At 55.3% G+C, this 19,270-nt stretch carries 21 protein-coding genes; 12 read left to right on the top strand and 9 right to left on the bottom strand.

From position 1 onward, the window contains the following. The first annotated feature begins 148 nt into the window (after positions 1-148). The 4 genes from ROR01S_RS21025 (at position 149) to ROR01S_RS21015 (ending at position 2,098) form a co-directional block, all read left to right on the top strand. Positions 149-385, top strand: a complete 237-nt coding sequence (locus ROR01S_RS21025) for a type II toxin-antitoxin system CcdA family antitoxin (RefSeq protein ID WP_004869059.1) — start codon at positions 149-151, stop codon at positions 383-385. A 2-nt stretch (positions 386-387) separates the two neighbouring features. Continuing rightward, on the top strand, positions 388-696 hold the full coding sequence (locus ROR01S_RS26495) for a CcdB family protein (RefSeq protein WP_048025274.1): 309 nt from the start codon (positions 388-390) through the stop codon (positions 694-696). A 115-nt stretch (positions 697-811) separates the two neighbouring features. Beyond that, entirely contained in the window at positions 812-1,714 is a 903-nt protein-coding gene (locus ROR01S_RS21020; RefSeq protein ID WP_015585496.1) for an EamA family transporter, read from the top strand. Positions 1,715-1,807: 93 nt separating this feature from the next. Continuing rightward, positions 1,808-2,098: a YicS family protein gene (locus tag ROR01S_RS21015; protein ID WP_032718427.1), complete on the top strand. Its 291-nt coding sequence runs from the start codon at positions 1,808-1,810 to the stop codon at positions 2,096-2,098. Positions 2,099-2,192: 94 nt separating this feature from the next. On the opposite strand, the gene ROR01S_RS21010 is transcribed toward ROR01S_RS21015, so the two are convergent. Further along, positions 2,193-3,134, bottom strand: a complete 942-nt coding sequence (locus tag ROR01S_RS21010) for a LacI family DNA-binding transcriptional regulator (protein WP_015585487.1) — start codon at positions 3,132-3,134, stop codon at positions 2,193-2,195. A gap of 294 nt (positions 3,135-3,428) precedes the next feature. On the opposite strand from ROR01S_RS21010, the gene ROR01S_RS21005 reads away from it, so the two are divergent. The 4 genes from ROR01S_RS21005 (at position 3,429) to ROR01S_RS20990 (ending at position 7,130) form a co-directional block, all read left to right on the top strand. After that, positions 3,429-3,743: a PTS sugar transporter subunit IIB gene (locus ROR01S_RS21005; RefSeq protein WP_004869063.1), complete on the top strand. Its 315-nt coding sequence runs from the start codon at positions 3,429-3,431 to the stop codon at positions 3,741-3,743. Positions 3,744-3,754: 11 nt separating this feature from the next. Then, on the top strand, positions 3,755-5,080 hold the full coding sequence (locus ROR01S_RS21000) for a PTS cellobiose transporter subunit IIC (RefSeq protein ID WP_004869064.1): 1,326 nt from the start codon (positions 3,755-3,757) through the stop codon (positions 5,078-5,080). 134 nt (positions 5,081-5,214) lie between these two features. After that, the gene (locus ROR01S_RS20995; protein ID WP_004869065.1) at positions 5,215-5,517 is read left to right on the top strand and encodes a PTS lactose/cellobiose transporter subunit IIA; all 303 of its coding nucleotides are present in this window, start codon (positions 5,215-5,217) and stop codon (positions 5,515-5,517) included. A 227-nt stretch (positions 5,518-5,744) separates the two neighbouring features. Further along, the gene (locus tag ROR01S_RS20990; RefSeq protein WP_004869066.1) at positions 5,745-7,130 is read left to right on the top strand and encodes a carbohydrate porin; all 1,386 of its coding nucleotides are present in this window, start codon (positions 5,745-5,747) and stop codon (positions 7,128-7,130) included. Between the two features lie 89 nt (positions 7,131-7,219). Here ROR01S_RS20990 and phnV read toward each other — a convergent pair whose 3' ends face one another. The 5 genes from phnV to phnR form a co-directional block, all read right to left on the bottom strand. After that, entirely contained in the window at positions 7,220-8,017 is a 798-nt protein-coding gene (phnV, locus tag ROR01S_RS20985) for a 2-aminoethylphosphonate ABC transport system, membrane component PhnV (RefSeq protein WP_032718430.1), read from the bottom strand. A 2-nt stretch (positions 8,018-8,019) separates the two neighbouring features. Beyond that, positions 8,020-8,880 (bottom strand): 2-aminoethylphosphonate ABC transporter permease subunit, encoded by an 861-nt coding sequence (gene phnU / locus ROR01S_RS20980; protein WP_015585483.1) that lies wholly within the window; start codon positions 8,878-8,880, stop codon positions 8,020-8,022. Between the two features lie 2 nt (positions 8,881-8,882). After that, positions 8,883-9,992, bottom strand: a complete 1,110-nt coding sequence (gene phnT / locus ROR01S_RS20975) for a 2-aminoethylphosphonate ABC transport system ATP-binding subunit PhnT (RefSeq protein ID WP_004869069.1) — start codon at positions 9,990-9,992, stop codon at positions 8,883-8,885. A gap of 5 nt (positions 9,993-9,997) precedes the next feature. Then, positions 9,998-11,011, bottom strand: coding sequence for a 2-aminoethylphosphonate ABC transporter substrate-binding protein (gene phnS / locus ROR01S_RS20970; RefSeq protein ID WP_015585482.1), 1,014 nt, complete (start codon positions 11,009-11,011; stop codon positions 9,998-10,000). Positions 11,012-11,269: 258 nt separating this feature from the next. After that, positions 11,270-11,989 carry a phosphonate utilization transcriptional regulator PhnR gene (phnR, locus tag ROR01S_RS20965; RefSeq protein ID WP_015585481.1) on the bottom strand — a complete coding sequence of 240 codons (720 nt, stop codon included), beginning with the start codon at positions 11,987-11,989 and terminating at the stop codon, positions 11,270-11,272. Positions 11,990-12,128: 139 nt separating this feature from the next. On the opposite strand from phnR, the gene phnW reads away from it, so the two are divergent. Both phnW and phnX read left to right on the top strand, forming a co-directional pair. Next, a complete protein-coding gene (phnW, locus tag ROR01S_RS20960) occupies positions 12,129-13,232 on the top strand; it encodes a 2-aminoethylphosphonate--pyruvate transaminase (protein ID WP_032718431.1) in 1,104 nt (367 codons plus the stop codon). Positions 13,233-13,241: 9 nt separating this feature from the next. After that, positions 13,242-14,051: a phosphonoacetaldehyde hydrolase gene (gene phnX, locus ROR01S_RS20955; RefSeq protein WP_015585479.1), complete on the top strand. Its 810-nt coding sequence runs from the start codon at positions 13,242-13,244 to the stop codon at positions 14,049-14,051. Between the two features lie 74 nt (positions 14,052-14,125). On the opposite strand, the gene nepI is transcribed toward phnX, so the two are convergent. The 3 genes from nepI to ROR01S_RS20940 form a co-directional block, all read right to left on the bottom strand. Next, complete coding sequence (gene nepI / locus ROR01S_RS20950) at positions 14,126-15,307, bottom strand: purine ribonucleoside efflux pump NepI (RefSeq protein WP_015585478.1); 1,182 nt, start codon at positions 15,305-15,307, stop codon at positions 14,126-14,128. Between the two features lie 153 nt (positions 15,308-15,460). Further along, the gene (locus tag ROR01S_RS20945; RefSeq protein ID WP_064359849.1) at positions 15,461-15,982 is read right to left on the bottom strand and encodes an SRPBCC family protein; all 522 of its coding nucleotides are present in this window, start codon (positions 15,980-15,982) and stop codon (positions 15,461-15,463) included. A gap of 114 nt (positions 15,983-16,096) precedes the next feature. Continuing rightward, a complete protein-coding gene (locus ROR01S_RS20940) occupies positions 16,097-16,549 on the bottom strand; it encodes a DUF1198 family protein (RefSeq protein ID WP_004869077.1) in 453 nt (150 codons plus the stop codon). A 105-nt stretch (positions 16,550-16,654) separates the two neighbouring features. Between ROR01S_RS20940 and ROR01S_RS20935 the strand changes: the two genes are divergently transcribed. Together ROR01S_RS20935 and hdcC are read left to right on the top strand one after the other, a co-directional pair. Then, positions 16,655-17,557, top strand: a complete 903-nt coding sequence (locus ROR01S_RS20935) for a LysR family transcriptional regulator (protein WP_004869080.1) — start codon at positions 16,655-16,657, stop codon at positions 17,555-17,557. 334 nt (positions 17,558-17,891) lie between these two features. Then, positions 17,892-19,238 carry a histidine-histamine antiporter gene (gene hdcC / locus ROR01S_RS20930; RefSeq protein ID WP_004869082.1) on the top strand — a complete coding sequence of 449 codons (1,347 nt, stop codon included), beginning with the start codon at positions 17,892-17,894 and terminating at the stop codon, positions 19,236-19,238. The last annotated feature ends 32 nt before the right edge of the window (positions 19,239-19,270 follow it).

Genomic DNA, 19,270 nt, shown 5'->3' with positions numbered 1-19,270 from the left:
CTGCACCTGGCTGTTCGGCAGCAAAAACGTCGATTTGAGCTAGCGCGCGGATCGGATATATCAGGGAGTACATTATTTAACCCGCCACATGGCGGGTTTATTTTTTTCCGTATAATCTACACGTGTTACTAACACCTGGAGATTCCCCATGCCAGCCGTAAAACACAATAAGCAGAATGTCAGCGTGACGCTGGATCCTATACTGGTCAAACAGGCTCGTGAGATCGGCATCAATCTTTCTCAAACGTTGACGAGCGCTCTAAAAAGCGAAATCCACAGCATCGAAATGGCACGCTGGCAAAAAGAAAATGCCAGGGCAATCGACTACCTCAATGATTTAACAGAGGAAAATGGACTTCTCTCTGACGAATACAGGACGTTTTAACGATACAGTATTACGTTTATAAAAATACCGGTCGAATTACTGTGTATCCTTATCTCCTTGATGTACAAAGTGACATTATTGGAATGCGCAATACCCGGGTCGTGATCCCACTATTCCCGCTGAGAAATTACAAAGGTCCGCGCGCCGATCGTTTAACACCAGTTGTCACCGTAGAAGGGGAAGAATACGTCGTGATGACTCACGAACTCGCCAGCATCCCACAACGCGTTCTGGGGGAAGAGGTTTGTCATCTCAATCACCAACGTGAAGTCGTTAAAGCATCAATAGATTTTCTTTTTGACGGGATTTAACTTCTCCTGCCACTAAGCCCCATGCAGTTTGCTGCCCGACTACCATTTCCTGCCCGTTGCTCCTCGCTGGCTCATGCTATGATGCGTCCTTTGCGCTATTTCATTCGAGGAAAAGATGGGCTCCAGCAAAAAAGGGATGCTGAACGTATTGATAGCCGCGGTGCTATGGGGCAGTTCCGGCGTTTGCGCACAGTACATTATGCAGCAAAGCCAGATGTCATCGCCGTTTCTGACCATGACGCGTCTGCTGTTCGCTGGCCTGATTCTCCTGATGCTCTCCTTTGTGCACGGCGACAAAATTTTTCGCGTCCTGCAAAACCGCAAAGATGCCTTCAGCCTGCTGTTCTTCTCGCTGTGTGGCGCGCTGACCGTGCAGTACACCTTCCTGATGACCATCGAGAAATCGAACGCCGCGACCGCGACGGTGCTGCAGTTCCTGTCGCCGACCATTATCGTCGCCTGGTTTGCGCTGGCCCGCAAAACACGACCGGGGCCGCTGGTGCTGGCCGCCATCGGGACATCGCTGGCAGGCACGTTCCTGCTGGTAACCCACGGCAATCCCACCACGTTGTCCATTTCGCCGTCGGCGCTGCTCTGGGGAGTGGCGTCAGCATTTGCCGCCGCGTTCTACACCACCTGGCCGTCAACGCTCATCGCCCGATACGGCACCCTGCCGATCGTCGGCTGGAGTATGCTGCTGGGAGGGGCAATGCTGCTGCCGTTCTACGGTGGCCAGGGTACCCACTTTGTCGTCAATGGCCGTCTGCTGCTGGCTTTCTTCTATCTGGTGGTGATCGGCACTTCGCTGACCTTCAGCCTCTATTTAAACGGGGCACAGAAAATTGGCGGCGCAAAAGCGGGGATTCTCAGCTGCGCCGAACCGCTGAGCAGCGCGCTGCTGTCGCTCATGCTACTGGGCATCACCTTTACGCTACCGGACTGGCTCGGTACTCTGCTGATTCTTTCCTCCGTGGTGCTAATCGCCGTGGATTCCCGACGCCGGGTTCGGGTAGCATAGATCTGATTTTAAACAACTTAACTTCCTGATAATTTGCGTGTTTCGCATCCTGCGCATATAGTTGACTGAAGCTACTATTTGAGGAGAAGCACCATGAAAGCGTGTTGGATATTGTGCCTGGTTACTACCCTCAGCGCGACGGCGGCCTGGGCCGAATCACCGCTGAAGAGCCTGCAGTTCGAGCAACAAAAGCAGCTGGTGTTGAAAGCGGTGAAAGAGAAATGCGCACCAAAAACGGCCCTGAGCGATACCGATTTTGCCAATAAAATCCTCGCCTCTCAGGCAAATCAGGAATATGTCCGGGAAGCCACGCTGGCGAAAGAGCGAAATAACCAGAAGGGTTATCAGGCAGCCATCGATAAAATCAGCTGCCCGGAAACATAATCGCCTCAGCTTTGCCGCCAACGCTTTGCCGTCGAACGGTGCCAGCGCGGCGGCCCCCCTGAAAAGCGCACGCGGCAGGATTCAGGAAGGGCGCTCAGCGCTTCGGAATAATTAAATCACCGCGCAACATGCTGCCGCCGAGCATCTGGGTTTTTTCCGTCAGCCAGCTGACGATGCGCGCCGCCATGGCGTCCATCGAATACTCAATCGCCGGAATGGTCGGAATACCGGGCAGCTGTAACGATCCGGCCAGGCTGAATACCATGACTTTTTCCGGCACCGCCCGGTTGAACGCCAGCAGCTGCGGCACAATGTGCTGAGCCTGTTGCTCATCGGCAACCAGTAACGCATTGAAATTCAAGGTTGTCGCATTGTTCACCAGCTCCTGCACCGCCACCGACGGCGAGGTGCTGTCGAGGAATACCAGGTTGCGATTAAACGGCAGGAAATTTTTTTCCAGCGCATGTTTGTAGCCGAGCAAAACCTGGTCGGCAAAGCCGCTCCCTTCAGGATGAATTAACGCAATCTGTCGGCGCCCCTGGCTAATCAGGTAGTTACAGGCCGTTTCCGCCGCAAATGCGTGGTCAAACTGAATATTGTTCACCCCTTCGCTTTCCAGGCAGTCAATCAGCGCCACATCCGGCCGGTCAATATTTAATGGAAATCGCGCGCCGATAATCAACACATCATCACACAGGCCGCAGCTGAGCTCTTCGAGGGCGCTCATCACGCCGGCACGCGTGTTGGCAAAGCGGAGCAGCAGATGCTTCTGATGCAGGCTCAGCTGTTTTTCCAGGGCATACAGATAGCTGGTCGTTTGATTAATATTATCCTGAGCACAAATCACGCCGATACAGCCGGTGCTCTGGCTAAGCAGCGACTGGGCTATCATATTGGGCCGGTAATTGAGTTCTTCTGCCGCCTGCAGTACCGCCTGACGGCTGGCCTCTTTGACTCCGCGCGAACCGCTCAATACCCGAGAGACAGTGGCTTTGGACACCCCTGCTAAACGTGATACATCATTGATTGTAGACATCATTATCCCCTGACAGGGCCCGTCCGATCCCTGTACATCCCCGGCCCTGAATCGCTTCAATTATAACCATCGCCAGTATATCCGTTTCCATTTTCATTTGGAAACCGATTTTCCGTTTCATGGAAAAACAGCGCCAAACCGGCCGAAATCTGTGAGCAAAATCCAATTAATTAGCGCTATAAGGAGAAGATCTTGACAGTCATCACAGTTCTGTTTTTTATGAATGGAAACCGGTTTCCGTCTGATATCAAATCATCCACGCAATAACTTTTTACATTTTGAGGATGAGTGTCGATGTTCAAGATTATGCTGTGCTGCTCTGCCGGGATGTCCACAAGTTTACTGGTCAGGAAGATGGTCGACGTGGCGAAAGAACGTAACCTGCCGGTGCAGATTGACGCCTACGGCGTTTCCGAATTTGACATGCAGTTTCCGCAGTACCAGGTGGTGCTTCTCGGCCCGCAGGTGAAATACATGTTGAAAACGTTGTCAGAAAAAGCCGCCTCCCTGAATATTCCGGTCCAGCCCATTAATGCCATGGACTACGGGATGCAACGGGGAGATAACGTCCTGGATTATGCGCTGTCGCTGATTAATCCGGCGCAATAAGAGGTGTGCAAATGAGCTCTCTGTATCAGTCCATGATTGCCGTGATCGAGCAATCTATTACTCCGCTGGCAGGACGCCTTGGGCAGCAGAAGTACGTTATTGCTATTCGCGATGGCTTCACTGCCGCATTGCCGTTTATGATCATCGGCTCTTTCATGCTGGTATTTATCTTTCCCCCCTTTTCACCGGACACCGCCAACGGTTTTGCCCGCGGCTGGCTGGATTTCTCGCAGCAGTACCGCGAACAGCTGATGCTGCCGTTCAACCTGAGCATGGGGGTGATGACCTTCTTTATCTCCGTCGGTATTGGCGCCAGCCTGGGACGCCAGTTTCAACTCGACCCGGTGATGTCCGGCCTGCTGGCATTTATGGCCTTTTTACTGGTGGCGGCCCCTTATGCTGACGGTAAAATCTCGACGCAGTACCTGTCAGGTCAGGGAATTTTCACCGCGCTGATTACCGCCATTTACTCCACCCGCGTCTACGCGTGGCTGAAACAGAACAACATCACCATTCGCCTGCCGAAAGAGGTGCCAACCGGCGTCGCCCGTTCGTTTGAAATTCTCATCCCGGTACTGGTGGTGATTGGTACCCTGCATCCGCTGAATCTGTTTATTGAAGCCCAGACCGGAATGATTCTGCCGCAGGCGATTATGCACCTGCTGGCACCGCTGGTCTCCGCTTCCGACTCCCTGCCCGCGATTCTGCTTTCCGTGCTGATGTGCCAGATTTTCTGGTTTGCCGGGATCCACGGCTCGCTGATTGTCACCGGCATTATGAACCCGTTCTGGATGGCAAACCTGTCGGCAAACCAGGCGGCTCTGGCAGCCGGTGCCGCCCTGCCGCACGTTTATCTGCAAGGTTTCTGGGACCACTATCTCCTGATTGGCGGCGTCGGGTCGACCTTACCGCTGGCGTTTCTGCTGCTGCGTAGCCGCGTGGCGCACCTGCGGACCATCGGCAAAATGGGCATCGTGCCGAGCTTCTTCAATATTAATGAGCCGATCCTGTTTGGCGCGCCGATCATTATGAACCCGATGATGTTTATCCCGTTCGTTTTCGTCCCGATGATCAACGCTATCCTGGCCTATGGCGCCACCCGTCTCGGCTGGCTGACACAGGTTGTCTCGCTGACGCCATGGACCACGCCAGCTCCTGTCGGCGCCTCATGGGCGGCTAACTGGACATTAAGTCCGGTCATCATGTGCCTCATTTGCATGGTGATGTCAGCGGTTATCTACCTGCCGTTCCTGCGCGCCTATGAACGCTCTTTAATGAAAACTGAAGTAGAAAAAGCAAAAAATACCGTACCGGTTGCCGAAACCGTTAGCCAGTAATCAGGGGAAATACCGCTGGCGGCCTGTTTTCCGTAAAATTTAAATAATAAAACATCACCATTCCCGGAATAATGCGAAAAAGGAATTTTCGCTATATTCTTTTAATAATAAAGTTAATCACCTCAGGTAATATTATGATTGATCTAGAAGAAGCGGTAATGGAAATTATCGTGAATGCGGGACAGTCACGCTCATTATGTTTTGAAGCGTTACATGCCGCCCGTAGCGGAAATATTAATGAAGCCAAATTACTCCTGAATGAAGCCGACGGCTATGCTCGCCGCGCACACCTGATGCAGACCCGGCTCATCGAGCAGGACGCCGGTGAGGCGCACCAGCCAATGACGTTAATTATGGTGCACGCTCAGGATCATTTAATGAATTCACTGCTGGCGCGTGAATTTTCAGAAGAATTAATTCATTTATACCAGCGTTAATTTATATAAATACTTAACAACTGCGCCCGAAATAAATACACCAGCTAATCCTGGCGGGATGGCTATTATCTGAATATATCCGTCATATTTCAAGCTGCATGTGCGTTGGCTGCGCTCGCTTACCCGAATCACTGACCAAAGTAAGCTCATCGGGATTCACTCCCTTGCCGCCTTCCTGCAACTCGAACTATTTAGGATATATATGAATTATTAAAAGCGAGATAATTATGAAAACTGTAAAAATGCTGCCATTAGCAATGGCGGTCGTGGCCGCGCTGTGTCCAATTTCTGTACTTGCACAAGATTTTACTCAGGAACAAATTGACGCCATTGTGGCGAAAGCCGTCGATAAGGCGCTGGCGGATCGTCAGACTAAAATTGATGCCGCCGCCAATAAGAAAGTGGACGTCATGACCAACCCGCAAACCACCGCCGCTTCGCCGGATATGGCGATTCCGTTCGGTCTGAAGTTTAGCGGCTACGCCCGCTACGGCGCCCAGTTCCAGAGCGGCGATCAGAAGTTCGTTGGCGTCGATGGCTCCTATAACGGCGCCTCGGCGATTGGTCGTCTGGGTAACGAAGGCAACGGCGGCGAGTTCCAGATTACCAAAGCCTTTAAGAGCAGCCAGGGCGCCATCTGGGATATCAACGTGATGTTCGACCACTGGAGCGACGAAGTTAACCTCAAGAAGGCCTATGTTGGCGTCACCAACGTGTTGGCATCCAATCCCGGCGCCTATATCTGGGCCGGTCGTGACTTCCACCAGCGTCCACAGCAGGGGATCAACGACTACTTCTGGATGAACCACGACGGCCAGGGCGCCGGGGTGAAAAACTTCGATATCGGCGGCGTTCAGTTCGATGTCGCCGCGGTTTCGCAGGTCGAGTCCTGTAGTCCGGAAGTCATGGCCGATGAGTCTAACCCGTCGCGCATCACCTGTACCGGCGGCTCCGGTACCGGCGACGACGGTCACTATGCGCTGACCACCAAAACCCACAACATTAAGGCCGGCCCCATCGATGTCGAGGTCTACGCCAACTACGGCTTTGACTCCAAAGCGGTGGACAACGATGCGCAGATTGATGCCTGGCAGGGCGGACTGCTGTTGAGCCACGCCAACAGCGACGACAGCGGCGTGAACAAAGTTATCCTGCGCTATTCCGATAACGCCGATAACAGCGTTTACAACAAAACGGACGGGTTGACCACCGTCTACGCCAGCTTCGAAGGTAACTATAAGTTCACCCGGCAGGCGCAGGTCGAATACTTGTTGGCCTTCCATGACTATGACAACAGCAAGGACAACACCGACAACCGCAAGAACTACGGCGCCATCGTCCGTCCGATGTACTTCTGGAACGATGTGCACTCCACCTGGCTGGAGGCGGGCTACCAGCGCGTTGACTACGATCAGGGCGGGGATAACCACGGCTGGAAGCTGACGCTGTCGCAGAACATCGCCATCGGGATGGGGCCGGAGTTCCGTCCGATGCTGCGCTTCTACGTCACCGGCGGTCAGGTCGATAATAACCATACCGCGAAGGTGAACGGCACCCGCGACGAGCAGCTGGACTCCCTGAACGTCGGCGGCATGTTTGAAGCGTGGTTCTGATGCCATAGCTTGCCCCGGAGGCGGCGTGTGACGCCAGTCCGCTTGACAAGGTACCTCCCCCCGGTAAGCGTCACGCTACCGGGGAAATCTTATCTCAGGCTCAATCGGCGAGCGATGCGCTCAAGCTTAATCATCAGCAGCAGCGTCACCCCCGCCAGCACGATGGTCAGCGCCGAGCCATCGGCAATATTCCCGCGATCGGTCAGACTGAAAATGGTGACCGGCAGCGTCGTCCAACCCGGCGGATAAATCATTACCGTTGCCCCCAGCTCCCCCATCGACAGCGACAGACTGAGCGCCAGCGCGGAGATCATCCACGGCGTCATCAGCGGTAACGTCACGTAGCGCAGGCGATACCACGGCGAGGCGCCCAGGCAAGAGGCGACATTTTCGATATCCGGCGAAATACGCGCCAGCCCGGTGGAGACGTTGCTAAAGGTAAATGCCGAAATCAGGACAAAGTGGGCCGCCAGTACAATCCAGAAAGTGCCATTCATCCTTAGCGGTCCCTGACTGAAAGCCACCAGAATCCCTAACCCCACCGACACGGAAGGAATCGCGCTGGGAAGATAAAACGCCAGACCAAGATATTTTTGCAGCCGGGCGCTGAACTGGCGCAGAGACAGCGCCGCCCACATGCCACACAGCAACGCGAACAAGCTGGCGCAAAACCCCACCACCAGGCTTGAGAACAGCGAATCCCAGGCCGCTCCGCGAAACGCATTCACAAAATGCCCGAAGGTAAATCCGGACGGCAGCAGGCCGTTCCACTGCTGACTCAGACTGGACATCAGGATCACCGACAGCGGCAGGAAGAAGAACCCGGCAAACAACACCACCGCCAGCGTTCCCGCCGCCGCGCGGCCTTTATGCGACCAAATTAACATCGTTAGCTCCTCACGCCGGTACGCGCAGCCGCCAGCCGGTAGAGCATAAACAGCCCCAGCGACAGCAGAATATTAATCAACGCAATCATGCAGGCCACGCTGTAATCAGACTCAAGAATCGCCTTGCTGTAGACCATCATCGGCAGGGTGTTCACCCCTTTTGCACCGATAAACAGTACGATGCCGAACTCGTTCGTCGTTAACAGCAGACACAGACTGCCCCCCGCCATCAGCGCCGGCAGCGCCGCCGGGAAAATCACCTCAGCAATGACCCGCCACGGGTGGGCGCCGAGAATACTCGCCGCCTCCAGCTGACTTTTATCAATTTGCCGCAGTCCGGCCATCAGCGGACGCATGACCAGCGGCGTAAATACGGTGATTTCCGCCAGAATCACGCCCTGAATCGAATAGAGAAAATCCACCGGCGGCAGCGCAAAATCGAACAGCGACATCAGCGTGCCGTTCAGCAGGCCAGCCGAGCCATAAATAAAGGTGAAGGCGAGGGTGATAAGAAAGGTCGGCAGGGCGATAAAAGTATCAATCACCCGGCTAATCAGCTGGCTACCCGGGAACGGGATAAACACCAGAATCACCGCCATCAGGCTGCCCAGCACCAGACAGCCAAGCGTGGCAAAAACCGCAATTTGCAAAGTATTTAGCAAGGCGCCGATAAAGCGGCGGGACTCCATTACCTGCCAGAACGTCCCGAGGCTCAAATGGCCGCGGGTATCGCGCAACGCCTGTTCGGCGATCAGCAGCAGCGGGTAGAAAAACAGCGTCGCCAGCACCAGCAGCGGCAACAGGAGCCACAGGAAGGGACGCAGGTTCGGCAGCGGGCGCGACAGCGTTAACGTCTGCGACATCATTACACCTCAATCAGGACCGCATCGTTGGGTTCAAAGTAGAGCGCCAGCTTATCGCCCGCGCGCGGCAGCGGATTAACATGCGTCATTACGATACGCACCGATTCGCCGGCCACGTCGCACAGCAGATGGGTCAAATCCCCCTGCCAGTGTACTGACGTCAGCGTGGCATAAAGCCGGTTGCTGGCCGCCGAGCGCGGCGCCAGGCTCATATGTTGCGGGCGAATGCACAGCAGCTTGTTATTACCATGCTGTCCGCCCTGGCTGAAAGCCTGAACCAACCCGCCGCCGCAGCTGGCGCTGACCAGCCCTGGGCCGGAGGTATCCGTCAGCGCCGTGGCCTGCAGAATATTGGCGCGGCCGAGGAATTCGGCACTGAAGCGGTTAGGCGGATAATGGTAAAGCCGATGCGTTTCTCCATGCGCAATCATTGACCCGTCTTTCATAATGCCAATCTTATCCGCCAGGGTCAGCGCTTCGGTCTGATCGTGGGTGACATAAAGAATGGTTAGCTCCGGTAGCTCGCGATGCAGACGGGCTATTTCTTCCACCATGTTGTGGCGAATTTGCGCATCCAGCGCCGAGAGCGGCTCATCGAGCAGCAGCACCCGCGGGCGAACGGCAATGGCTCGCGCAATGGCGACGCGCTGCTGCTGGCCGCCGGAGAGCTGGTGCGGGTAGCGCGTGGCGTACTCGGCCATGCCCACAATTTTCAACGCTTCGGTCACCCGTTCACCGATCGACGCTTTCGGCTGCTTTTGTGCCCGCAGACCGAAGGCGACGTTATCCTCGACCTTCATATGCGGAAACAGAGCGTAGTTTTGTACCACCATGGCAAGACCGCGCTTGTAAGGCGGCAGCCCGGTCACATCCGTATCACCAATCAAAATGCGTCCACCCGCCGGCTGTACAAACCCGGCAATGGCCCGCAGTACCGTGGTTTTTCCGGATCCAGAGGGGCCAATCAGCGCCAGCACTTCGCCCGGCTCAATGGTCAGCGACAGCGGTTTTAGTACCACGTTCCCGTGGTACGCAACGCGCAGAGAATCGAGGGTTATCCCCGAAGTCCCCGTCATTGACGGGGAGTGGGAGGCAGTCGTTTTCATCAACATCAGGCTTACTCGCTGTCGGTCACTTTATGCCAGCGGGCAATATCCGCCGATAGCGATACGGCAACATCGTCCCAGTTCGGTTCCCAGCTTGTCACGCCGTCGAGCGCCGCTTTTGCCGCCCGATAGTTACTGTCGGTTGGCGTCACATCGCTACGCACCGGCAGGCCCCAGGAGAGCGCGCTGACGCTGCTTTGCGCCTGCTTATCAAGCAGGAAGTTAATCAGCTTTTTACCGTTTTCACTCTGCGGCCCGTTCTGGACCAGACCAATGGTATACGGCAGGGCCAGCGCGCTGCGCTCGCCCTTATCGTCCGCCGGCCAGAAGATTTTCACATTCGGGTTTCGCGCAATTTGCGACAGGTTCATCTGCAGGTCGCCGTTCGCCACAAACAGTTCACCTTTATTCACTAACGCGGTCAGCTTGCCGGTAGAGGCGGACGGGCCGACGTTATTGGCCTGCAGTTTCCCGAGATAGGCAAACCCGGCCTCTTTGCCGCCGAGGCTGTGAAAGGCCTGCAGCATTACCGCAGTACCGTCACCGGCCTGGCCCGGCGTCGAGTACTGCAATTTGTTTTTGTAGCGACTGTCCAGCAGTTCCTGCCAGCTGGCCGGGGCGGTTTTCAGCAGTTGGCTGTTGTAGATAAAAGTCAGGTAGTTATTCACCAGCGGCGAGTAACGGGCATTGGCGCCGGGAATGTGTTCGCTGCCCTGCGGCGTAAACTCAGCCAACAGATTTTCTTTGCTGGCACGCTGGATAAACGGCGGAACGGTTACCAGCACGTCGGCCTGCGGGTTGGTACGCTCCTTCGCCAGCCGCTCAACGATTGCGCCAGAGCCGCCTTCCACATACTGCACTTTGATGCCCGTCGCTTTGGTAAAGGCGTCGAACTGGTTCTGATACCAGCTGTTATCGCCGTCATGCAGGCCATCAGCGGAATAAACGGTGACCACCCCATCGGCCCAAACCGGGGAACTGGTCAGCGCGAAAACGGACAGCAGAGCAAGTCGGGAAAGTTTCATCGTGTAAGCCTCATCGGATGGTGATTTTAAATGGTCTATACCAGATTGATTGTCACGCTACCGGGGATTTATGACAAAACGATGAATGCGCGGTGTCAAAAAGATGAAAGGCGGAAGGAGAGCGACGGGGTAAAACCGATGCAGGCATTTCCCCTGGAGGCGGCTCCAGCCGCGCCTTGTCAGGCCGGCCTGACGGTGGTGAACCGGAGCCCCGGTCAGCGTAATGCCGCCGGGGAGCGCCTCACAGGAACAACAAAATTAGTGGGTATCGACTTCGATGCGCAGGCTATCGTGACGCCAGTACTCGATATCGTAATCCAGGATACGCCCGTGCTGATCGTAATTCAGACGGCGCAGCAGCAGTGCCGGACGCCCTTCCATCACCCCCAGCGCCTCCGCCGCCTGCGGTGGCATGGAGGTTGGATAGAATGACAAATGCATACTGGTATATATCAGGTCGTAATGAGCCTGATAAATCTCGGTCAGGCTGCCGTTCAGATCGTGACGCAGCAGCTCCGGCACTCGCGCCGGCAGGCAGTGGTTTTCGCTGTAGCAAATCGCCCGTCCGTCGGCATACCGCAGGCGCGTCAGCAGATAAACCTGATCGAACGGCTGCAGCGCCAGCGGCGCCATCACATCAAGCGGCACCGCGGCCAACCGACCGTTTAGCAAAACCGTTTTCGGCTCTCGCCCCTGCTCCAGGCATAGCTTATGGAAGTTGGTGTTTTGCGTCGGATCCAGCCACAGGCGCTCGGGGGTCACAAACCAACCGCGGCGATCTGCACGATAAATCACGCCGCTGGCTTCCAGCTGCGCCAGGCTCTCGCGCACCGTAATCCGCGTGGTATTGAAAATAGCGCACAGCTCGCGTTCTGAGGGCAGTTTATCGCCGCTTTTTAACGCCCCGTTTTCGATACGAGCCTGTAATTGCGCCTTAATCAGCAGGTATTGCGGCGTTTCGCCAGAGGGTGATTTCATGTTGACTCGCAAACAGATTTGATAGCGCCATTATACCCATGGAGATGAATTTTTTGTTGCAGCACGATCTTTTCTTTGACCTTTGGCATCTCTTATCAGCATCATAATATCAATCTGGTATAGACCAATGGTGAGATAAATGACTTCACGCAATTACCTGCTACTGACCCCCGGCCCGCTGACCACCTCCCGTACGGTAAAAGAGGCCATGCTGTTCGATAGCTGTACCTGGGATGATGATTACAATCTCGGCGTAGTACAAACCATTCGCCAGCAGTTGGTACGGCTGGCTACCCCGGCCGAAGGCTACACCTCGGTTCTGCTGCAGGGCAGCGGCAGTTACGCGGTCGAAGCGGTACTCGGGAGCGCAATCGGCCCGCAGGGCAAAGTGCTGATCATCAGCAACGGGGCCTACGGAGCGCGGATGATTGAAATGGCGGAAATGATGGGCGTTGCCTGTCACCCGTATGACTGCGGCGAAGTCGCCCGTCCAGACGTCGCAGCGATCGAACGGATCCTCCAGACGGACCCGGCGATCACCCATATTGCTATGGTTCATAGCGAAACCACGACCGGGATGCTTAACCCCATCGAAGAGGTGGCGGTTCTGGCGCAGCGCTATGGTAAACGCTACATCGTGGATGCCATGAGTAGCTTCGGCGGTATTCCGCTGGATATCGCCGCGCTGAACATCGATTACCTGATTAGCTCTGCCAACAAATGCATTCAGGGTGTGCCGGGATTCGCTTTCGTCATTGCCCGCGTGAGCGAACTGGAGACCTGTAAAGGCCGCTCGCGCTCGCTGTCTCTGGATCTGTATGCCCAGTGGCGATGCATGGAAGATAACCATGGAAAATGGCGCTTTACCTCCCCCACCCACACCGTGCTGGCTTTTGCCCAGGCGCTGAAAGAGCTGGCCGAAGAGGGCGGCGTGGTCGCACGCCACCAGCGCTATAGCGCCAACCAGCGCCGTCTGGTCGCCGGGATGCGTGCGCTGGGCTTCCAGCCTCTGCTGGACGACAGCCTGCATTCACCGATCATTACCGCGTTTTACTCTCCGGACGCGCCGCAGTACCGCTTCAACGCGTTCTATCAGAAGCTGAAAGAGCAGGGCTTCGTTATCTATCCGGGTAAAGTCTCGCAGAGCGACTGTTTCCGTATTGGCAATATTGGCGAGGTGTATGCCGCCGACATTACCGCCCTGCTGACCGCTATCGACAACGCCATGTACTGGACTCACTAAGGAACCGCCATGAACCGTATTACCGCACTGATCCTTGACTGGGCTGGCACCACCGTGGATTTCGGCTCATTTGCGCCGACGCAAATTTTCGTCGAGGCCTTTCATCAGGCATTTGATGTTGATATCACCCTGGCAGAAGCCCGCGTACCGATGGGGCTCGGCAAGTGGCAACATATTGAAGCGCTGGGTAAATTACCTTCCGTGGATGCCCGCTGGCAGGCGAAATTTGGCCGGGCGATGACCGCGGCTGATATTGATGCGATTTACGCCGCGTTTATGCCGCTGCAAATCGCCAAAGTTGTCGACTTTTCTGCACCGATTGCCGGGGTTGTTGAGACGATTTCCGCACTGCGTGCTGAAGGGCTGAAAGTGGGTTCCTGTTCAGGCTACCCGCGCCCGGTGATGGAGAAGCTGGTGCCCGCCGCCGCCGCCCAGGGCTATGCGCCGGACTACTGGGTCGCCACCGACGACCTCGCGGCCGGCGGCCGTCCAGGCCCGTGGATGGCGTTGCAAAACGTCATTGCTCTGGGTATTGATGCCGTCGCTCACTGTGTGAAGGTGGACGATGCTGCTCCAGGGATTACCGAAGGGCTGAACGCCGGCATGTGGAGCGTCGGCCTGGCGGTGTCCGGCAACGAGTTTGGCGCCACCTGGGAAGAATATCAGGCAATGACGACGGCAGAGATCGCCACCCGCCGCGAGAGTGCAGCAAGCAAGCTGTATGCCGCGGGGGCGCATTATGTGGTTGATACGCTGGCCGACCTGCCGGAAGTGATTGCCGATATTAACGCCCGTCTGGCAAAAGGCGAACGCCCATAGATTTCACTGCCTGTTCCCGGGCGGCGTCATACGCATCCTGCCCGGGTTGCCTCGTCCGTGAAACGCAGTCCCGACTACACCCGGACTTTGACAGCCACCAGCAGGCCGGTCAACAGCATCAACGCGCCGGAAATCACCAGCGGCGATAGCAGGCCAAGATGATCCAGCGCCACGCCACCTATCGCCGCACCGCAGGTATTGGCCAGCTGAATGACCGCCACCTGGATCGATCCGGCCTTCTCCGCCTGGTCGGAGAGCGAGCGGGTGATCCACGTTGACCACCCAACCGGAATCAATGCAAAAGCAAAGCCCCAGATTATCGCCACCGCCGATGCCACCACCTGACTTTCCCCCCACAGCACCAGCACCGTCGCACTTGTCGCCAGTACCAGCGGAGCAGCCGTTAAGGCCGCCTTCACCGAGCGCCTGAGGATGACCGACGACAGCGAGGTACCGATAAAGCTGGCAATACCGAAGCTCAGCAAGACTAACGTCAGGCCATCAACATCAAAACCGGCGAGGGTCATATAGACCGGACGAATATAGGTAAAGAAGGCAAACTGCCCGGCAAAGGCCATAAAGATGGCGCACATCCCGGCCATCACGCCGGGGCGTTTCAGCAGGCCGAACATATTTTGCTGTTGATGCGGCGCTTCGCCGGGTAAAGAGGGCAGCACCTTCAGTACCCAAAGCGTACAGAGTACGCCCATCACCGCCGCCGCATTAAAGACGTTACGCCAGCCGATAACGCCGCCCAGAAAGCTACCCAGCGGCGCGGCAATCACCAGCGCAATCGACACCGCGCCAAAGATAACCGATAGCGCTTTTGGCACCACTCGCATCGGGACAAGGCGCATCGTCAGCGAGGCGGACATCGCCCAGAAGCCGCCCAGCGCCAGCCCGAGACAGGCTCGGCCCACCAGCAGCAGCGCAAAGCTATTGGCGAAAGAGACCAGCAGACAGGATACCGTCAGCAGAACCGAGAAGAGAATCACCACATAGCGGCGATCGGTACTGCGAATCATGGAGGTGATAAACAGGCTGGCGAACATCGCCACAAACGCCGTGGTGGTGACCGACTGGCCGGCCAGCCCTTCAGAGATCCCCAGATCCTGGGCCATCGGCGTCAGCAAACTCACCGGTAAAAACTCAACGGTAATCAGGCAGGCCACGCAGAAGGCCACCGCGAAGACCGCCGACCAGTTTGGCCGCGCGTGTTCGCTGGCATGTTGTTTGGCTTCATTCAGAGGAGTCATCAGTTACCTGCAAGGTTGAATAGCGGAAAAGCTGCGCAGTGTAACATTTTGTGTGTGACTAATTTAACGTTTTGACAACTTCAAACTTGATTATTGTGGCTGATGAGGTGGCGAGCCGGTCAGACGAGGCTCGCCAACGCTCAGACAGCAGCATCAAGCGCGCAGCGCTTTTCTCGCCGCCGTGGCCAGGCCGCAAATCCACTCCTGGTGACCATTGATCATCGGGTTCGGTAGCGTCTGCGCCAGGGTCCGTGCCGGTACGCCTTTTTGCGACTCCTGAGTCAGAATGCGCACGCGATTGCCGGGTAAGCCTTCGAACAGCCAGGCATGAATCACGTCCAGACGCGTGGTTTCATCGCCTTCTGCCCAGCCGTGCCAGGCGATGCGCGCCGCCTGCCCGGCCACCGGCGGAACATATTCGGTGACCTGCGCTTCAATCGGGAAGCCAAAAGTGGCGAACCGGAAGCGGGCGTTGGCGCTCAGCATCGGTCCGCTACCATCATGAAAACGGATATCGGCCACGTTACTGTAATAGGTTGGCCACAGCGTGGTGTCGTTGAGCTGCGCCCAGATATCTGCCGCCGTCAGGCCGCTGACGATGATTTCGTTGGAGGCGAAGTTATCGGTGGTACCGGGCAGGTATGCTTCCGGCCAGACGATGGCGCTTTGTTGCATTGACTGTGTCATAAAAGACCTCGTAACTATGTGATTTCACGAGATCTATCATCTGTCCGGAAGTGATATAAATCTAATCACCATCGTTGATGGTGATTATCACGTACCGTGATATCAATGCAGCCAGTGCACGCCGTCTTCGGGTAAAAACAGCGCGTTATAGCGCTGCTGGAGGGCGACAATCTCGCTCAGATCCGGGTCCAGCTCGCGCAGAAATCCTTGTGCCAGACGGATCTGCGCATCGGTAATTGGCGCGGCCAGGCGGGCCTTTTGCATCAGACGATACCAGTAGTGCAGGTTCTGTTCACCGCTATCCACGATTCCCACCTGCCAGATCAACAGGACCTGGGCGGCGTTTTGCAGATGCGCCTCATTGGGGCGCTCAAGGTAATGAAGGTACTCATTTCCGGCGGTTTTTCCCAGCTGATCGATCATTGACTCCAGCGGCACCGGGGTAATGGCTAACCGTTCGCTCAGGCGGCGAATAGCACGGCGTGAATCAGAGGTAAGCACCCGAAAACCGACAACAAATACAACCACCAGCGTGGCTAATCCTAACCAGATCATGCTTCCTCTCAATCTACCGCAGCCCCACTATCATAATGGGAATTTGCGCGCTGTCGACTCCCCGGCATACCATAATGTGACTTATCGCCGCTGCGGACCTTCATCATGAAATCTGATATCAGAAACCTCGATCTGAATCTGCTGAAAGCGCTGGATGCCCTGCTCGATGAACGCAGCGTTACCCGGGCTGCGACGCGGCTTTCCCTGACGCAGCCGGCGGTCAGCGGCATGCTTACCCGGCTGCGGGAAGCCTTTAACGACCCGCTGTTTATCCGCGCCCCACACGGTATGGTGCCGACTCTGCGCGCGCAGGCGCTGGCTTCGCCGGTTAAGCAGCTGCTGGCGGATGCCGAAGCGCTGCTCTATCCGGCCACCTTCGACCCTCTACAGGCGGATTTTACCTGGACAATGGCGGCGACCGACTACGCGCTCAAAGCGGCGATCGTGCCGTTTATCGCCGCGCTGAAAACACGGGCGCCGGGCATTCGCGTTCGCGTTATTCCGGACTCTCCGCAGATGCTCTTTGCCCAGACCGAGCGGGGTGATGTCGATATTGCACTGCTGACGCCTCATTCCACGCCGCCCGATCTCCACAGCCGGACGCTGTATCAGGAAGAGTACGTGTGCCTGATGCGGGCAGACCATCCGCTGGCCGCCGCGCCGTTAACCCTCGATCTTTTCTGCTCGCTGGAACATGTGCTGGTCTCCTGGCAAGGAGATAGCTTTCGTGGCGTAACCGATGAGGCGCTGGCGGCGCTGGGACGTTCGCGGCGAGTGGGGCTGTCGGTGAGTAGTTTTCTGGTGCTGCCCGAGATTCTGGCGATCAGCGACATGATAGCCGTGGTGCCGCGCCGGCTGGCGAAGATGGCCGACGGGATGCGCATCGCCCCGCCGCCGCTGACAATACCCGGATTTAGCAAAAGCATGGCCTGGCATGAACGTAGCCATCGCGACCCGGCGCAACAGTGGCTGAGGGAGCTGTTGTTCAGGACTAACCAGCAAAAGTAAATAAACAGATTAAAAAGAAACAAAATAAACTACAAACAGGCACATGAACGCATATTATTTAACACAACCGTTGCTTCAGCACTTTTATCTGTTCATGTCGCAGCGGCGCCTTAGCATTATAAAACCGCGGCACAAATAGTTTAAATAAAAGGGGACAGAGTCAATTGCGCCACAATTGAACAAATAACCACCAGATCTTCAGCGTTTAATAATCTACTTAATACTCATTTTTGACCCCCATCACAAAAACAGCACCTTCTCGTTGATAAAAATACCCCCGACTTCAGTACGAACTTTCACTTATCGTAAAATTCAAAATTAATAGGAAACCATTATGGGAACAGTTAGCTCAGGCTCTGCTCATAAAATGGGAGTCATTGCCCTGACATTAGTGACCGCATCGAATATGATGGGGTCAGGTGTATTTATGTTACCAACTAATTTAGCAGGCATTGGTTCTATCTCAATATGGGGATGGGTATTTACCATTATCGGTGTTATTGCCCTCGCATTAGTGTTTGCTAAAACCAGTCTCATTACACCACGAACCGGAGGGATCGTTGCTTATGCCAGCGATGCTTTTGGGCCATTTATCGGATTTCAAACTACCATCTGTTACTGGATAAGCGCCTGGGTTGGTAATGTTGCCTTACTGGTTGCTGGCGTTGGATATCTAAGTTTCTTTTTCCCTGAATTAAAAAACCCGGTCTATGGCTGTATCGCTGCCATTATTATTTTGTGGGCATTTGTATTCCTTGCGAGTTTCGGTGCCAGGGTCGCCGGTCGGGCACAGTCCTTCACCGCAACCTGTGGCCTTGTCGTTATTTTAGGCGTGGGCCTGGTGGGTTGGTTCTGGTTTAACCCAGAAATGTATTCCGAAGTTTATAATGCGACCGGGCGCAGTAATTCCTCCGCAATTATTTCTGCATCCTCGATTGCTCTCTGGGGATTCTTAGGAATTGAATCTGCTGTCGTCTCAACAGGGCAAGTTGAAAATCCTGAGCGTACCGTACCTCGTGCGACGGTAATGGGACTGCTTATCGCCTCTGTATGTTATGTCGGGAGTTGCACCGTCATCATGGGCCTGGTTCCGCATCATGTTCTGATCACCTCGGCTGCGCCATTCGCAGACGCCGCGCGCTACATGTTCGGTAATATGGCGGGTAACATTGCCTCCGCCTTGAGTATTATTGCCTGCTTCGGCTCAATCTCGGGTTGGCTCATTTTGCAGTCAGAAGGGCCACGTGCAGGTGCTCAGCAAGGCCTGTTCCCGAAATTTTTCTCTGACACCAATAAACAGGATGTCCCGATGAAAAGTCTTATTTTCACCGGTATTCTGATGAGCATTGTATTACTGCTTACCGCCTCACCAAACCTCGCCAAGCAGTTTGAAGTCATTATCTTAATGTCAGTATTCGCTTCTTTGCTCCCGTATATGTATGCATTGATCTCCTTACCGATCATTCTCGTATCAAAGAAAATGAACCGCGGCAGCACCTTTATGTTTTACTGCACGCTTGTCGTCATTGGCATGATCTACTGTATTTTCGCCTTACTGGGGTCAGGTAGCGATTCCATGTTCTGGGGAATACTTATGATGATGGTGACTATTCCTTTATTTTCTTTCGTGGCTGCAGGAAAAAGCAAAAAAGGCCAAACCACTCTCTATTTAGACAAGTAAATCCAGATATATAAATAAGAACACCAAGGAGT

Source organism: Klebsiella ornithinolytica NBRC 105727 = ATCC 31898, assembly GCF_001598295.1.
GTDB classification, from domain to species: domain Bacteria; phylum Pseudomonadota; class Gammaproteobacteria; order Enterobacterales; family Enterobacteriaceae; genus Klebsiella; species Klebsiella ornithinolytica.
Note: the sequence above shows the minus strand (reverse complement) of the source record. Positions and strands in the feature narration are given on the sequence as shown.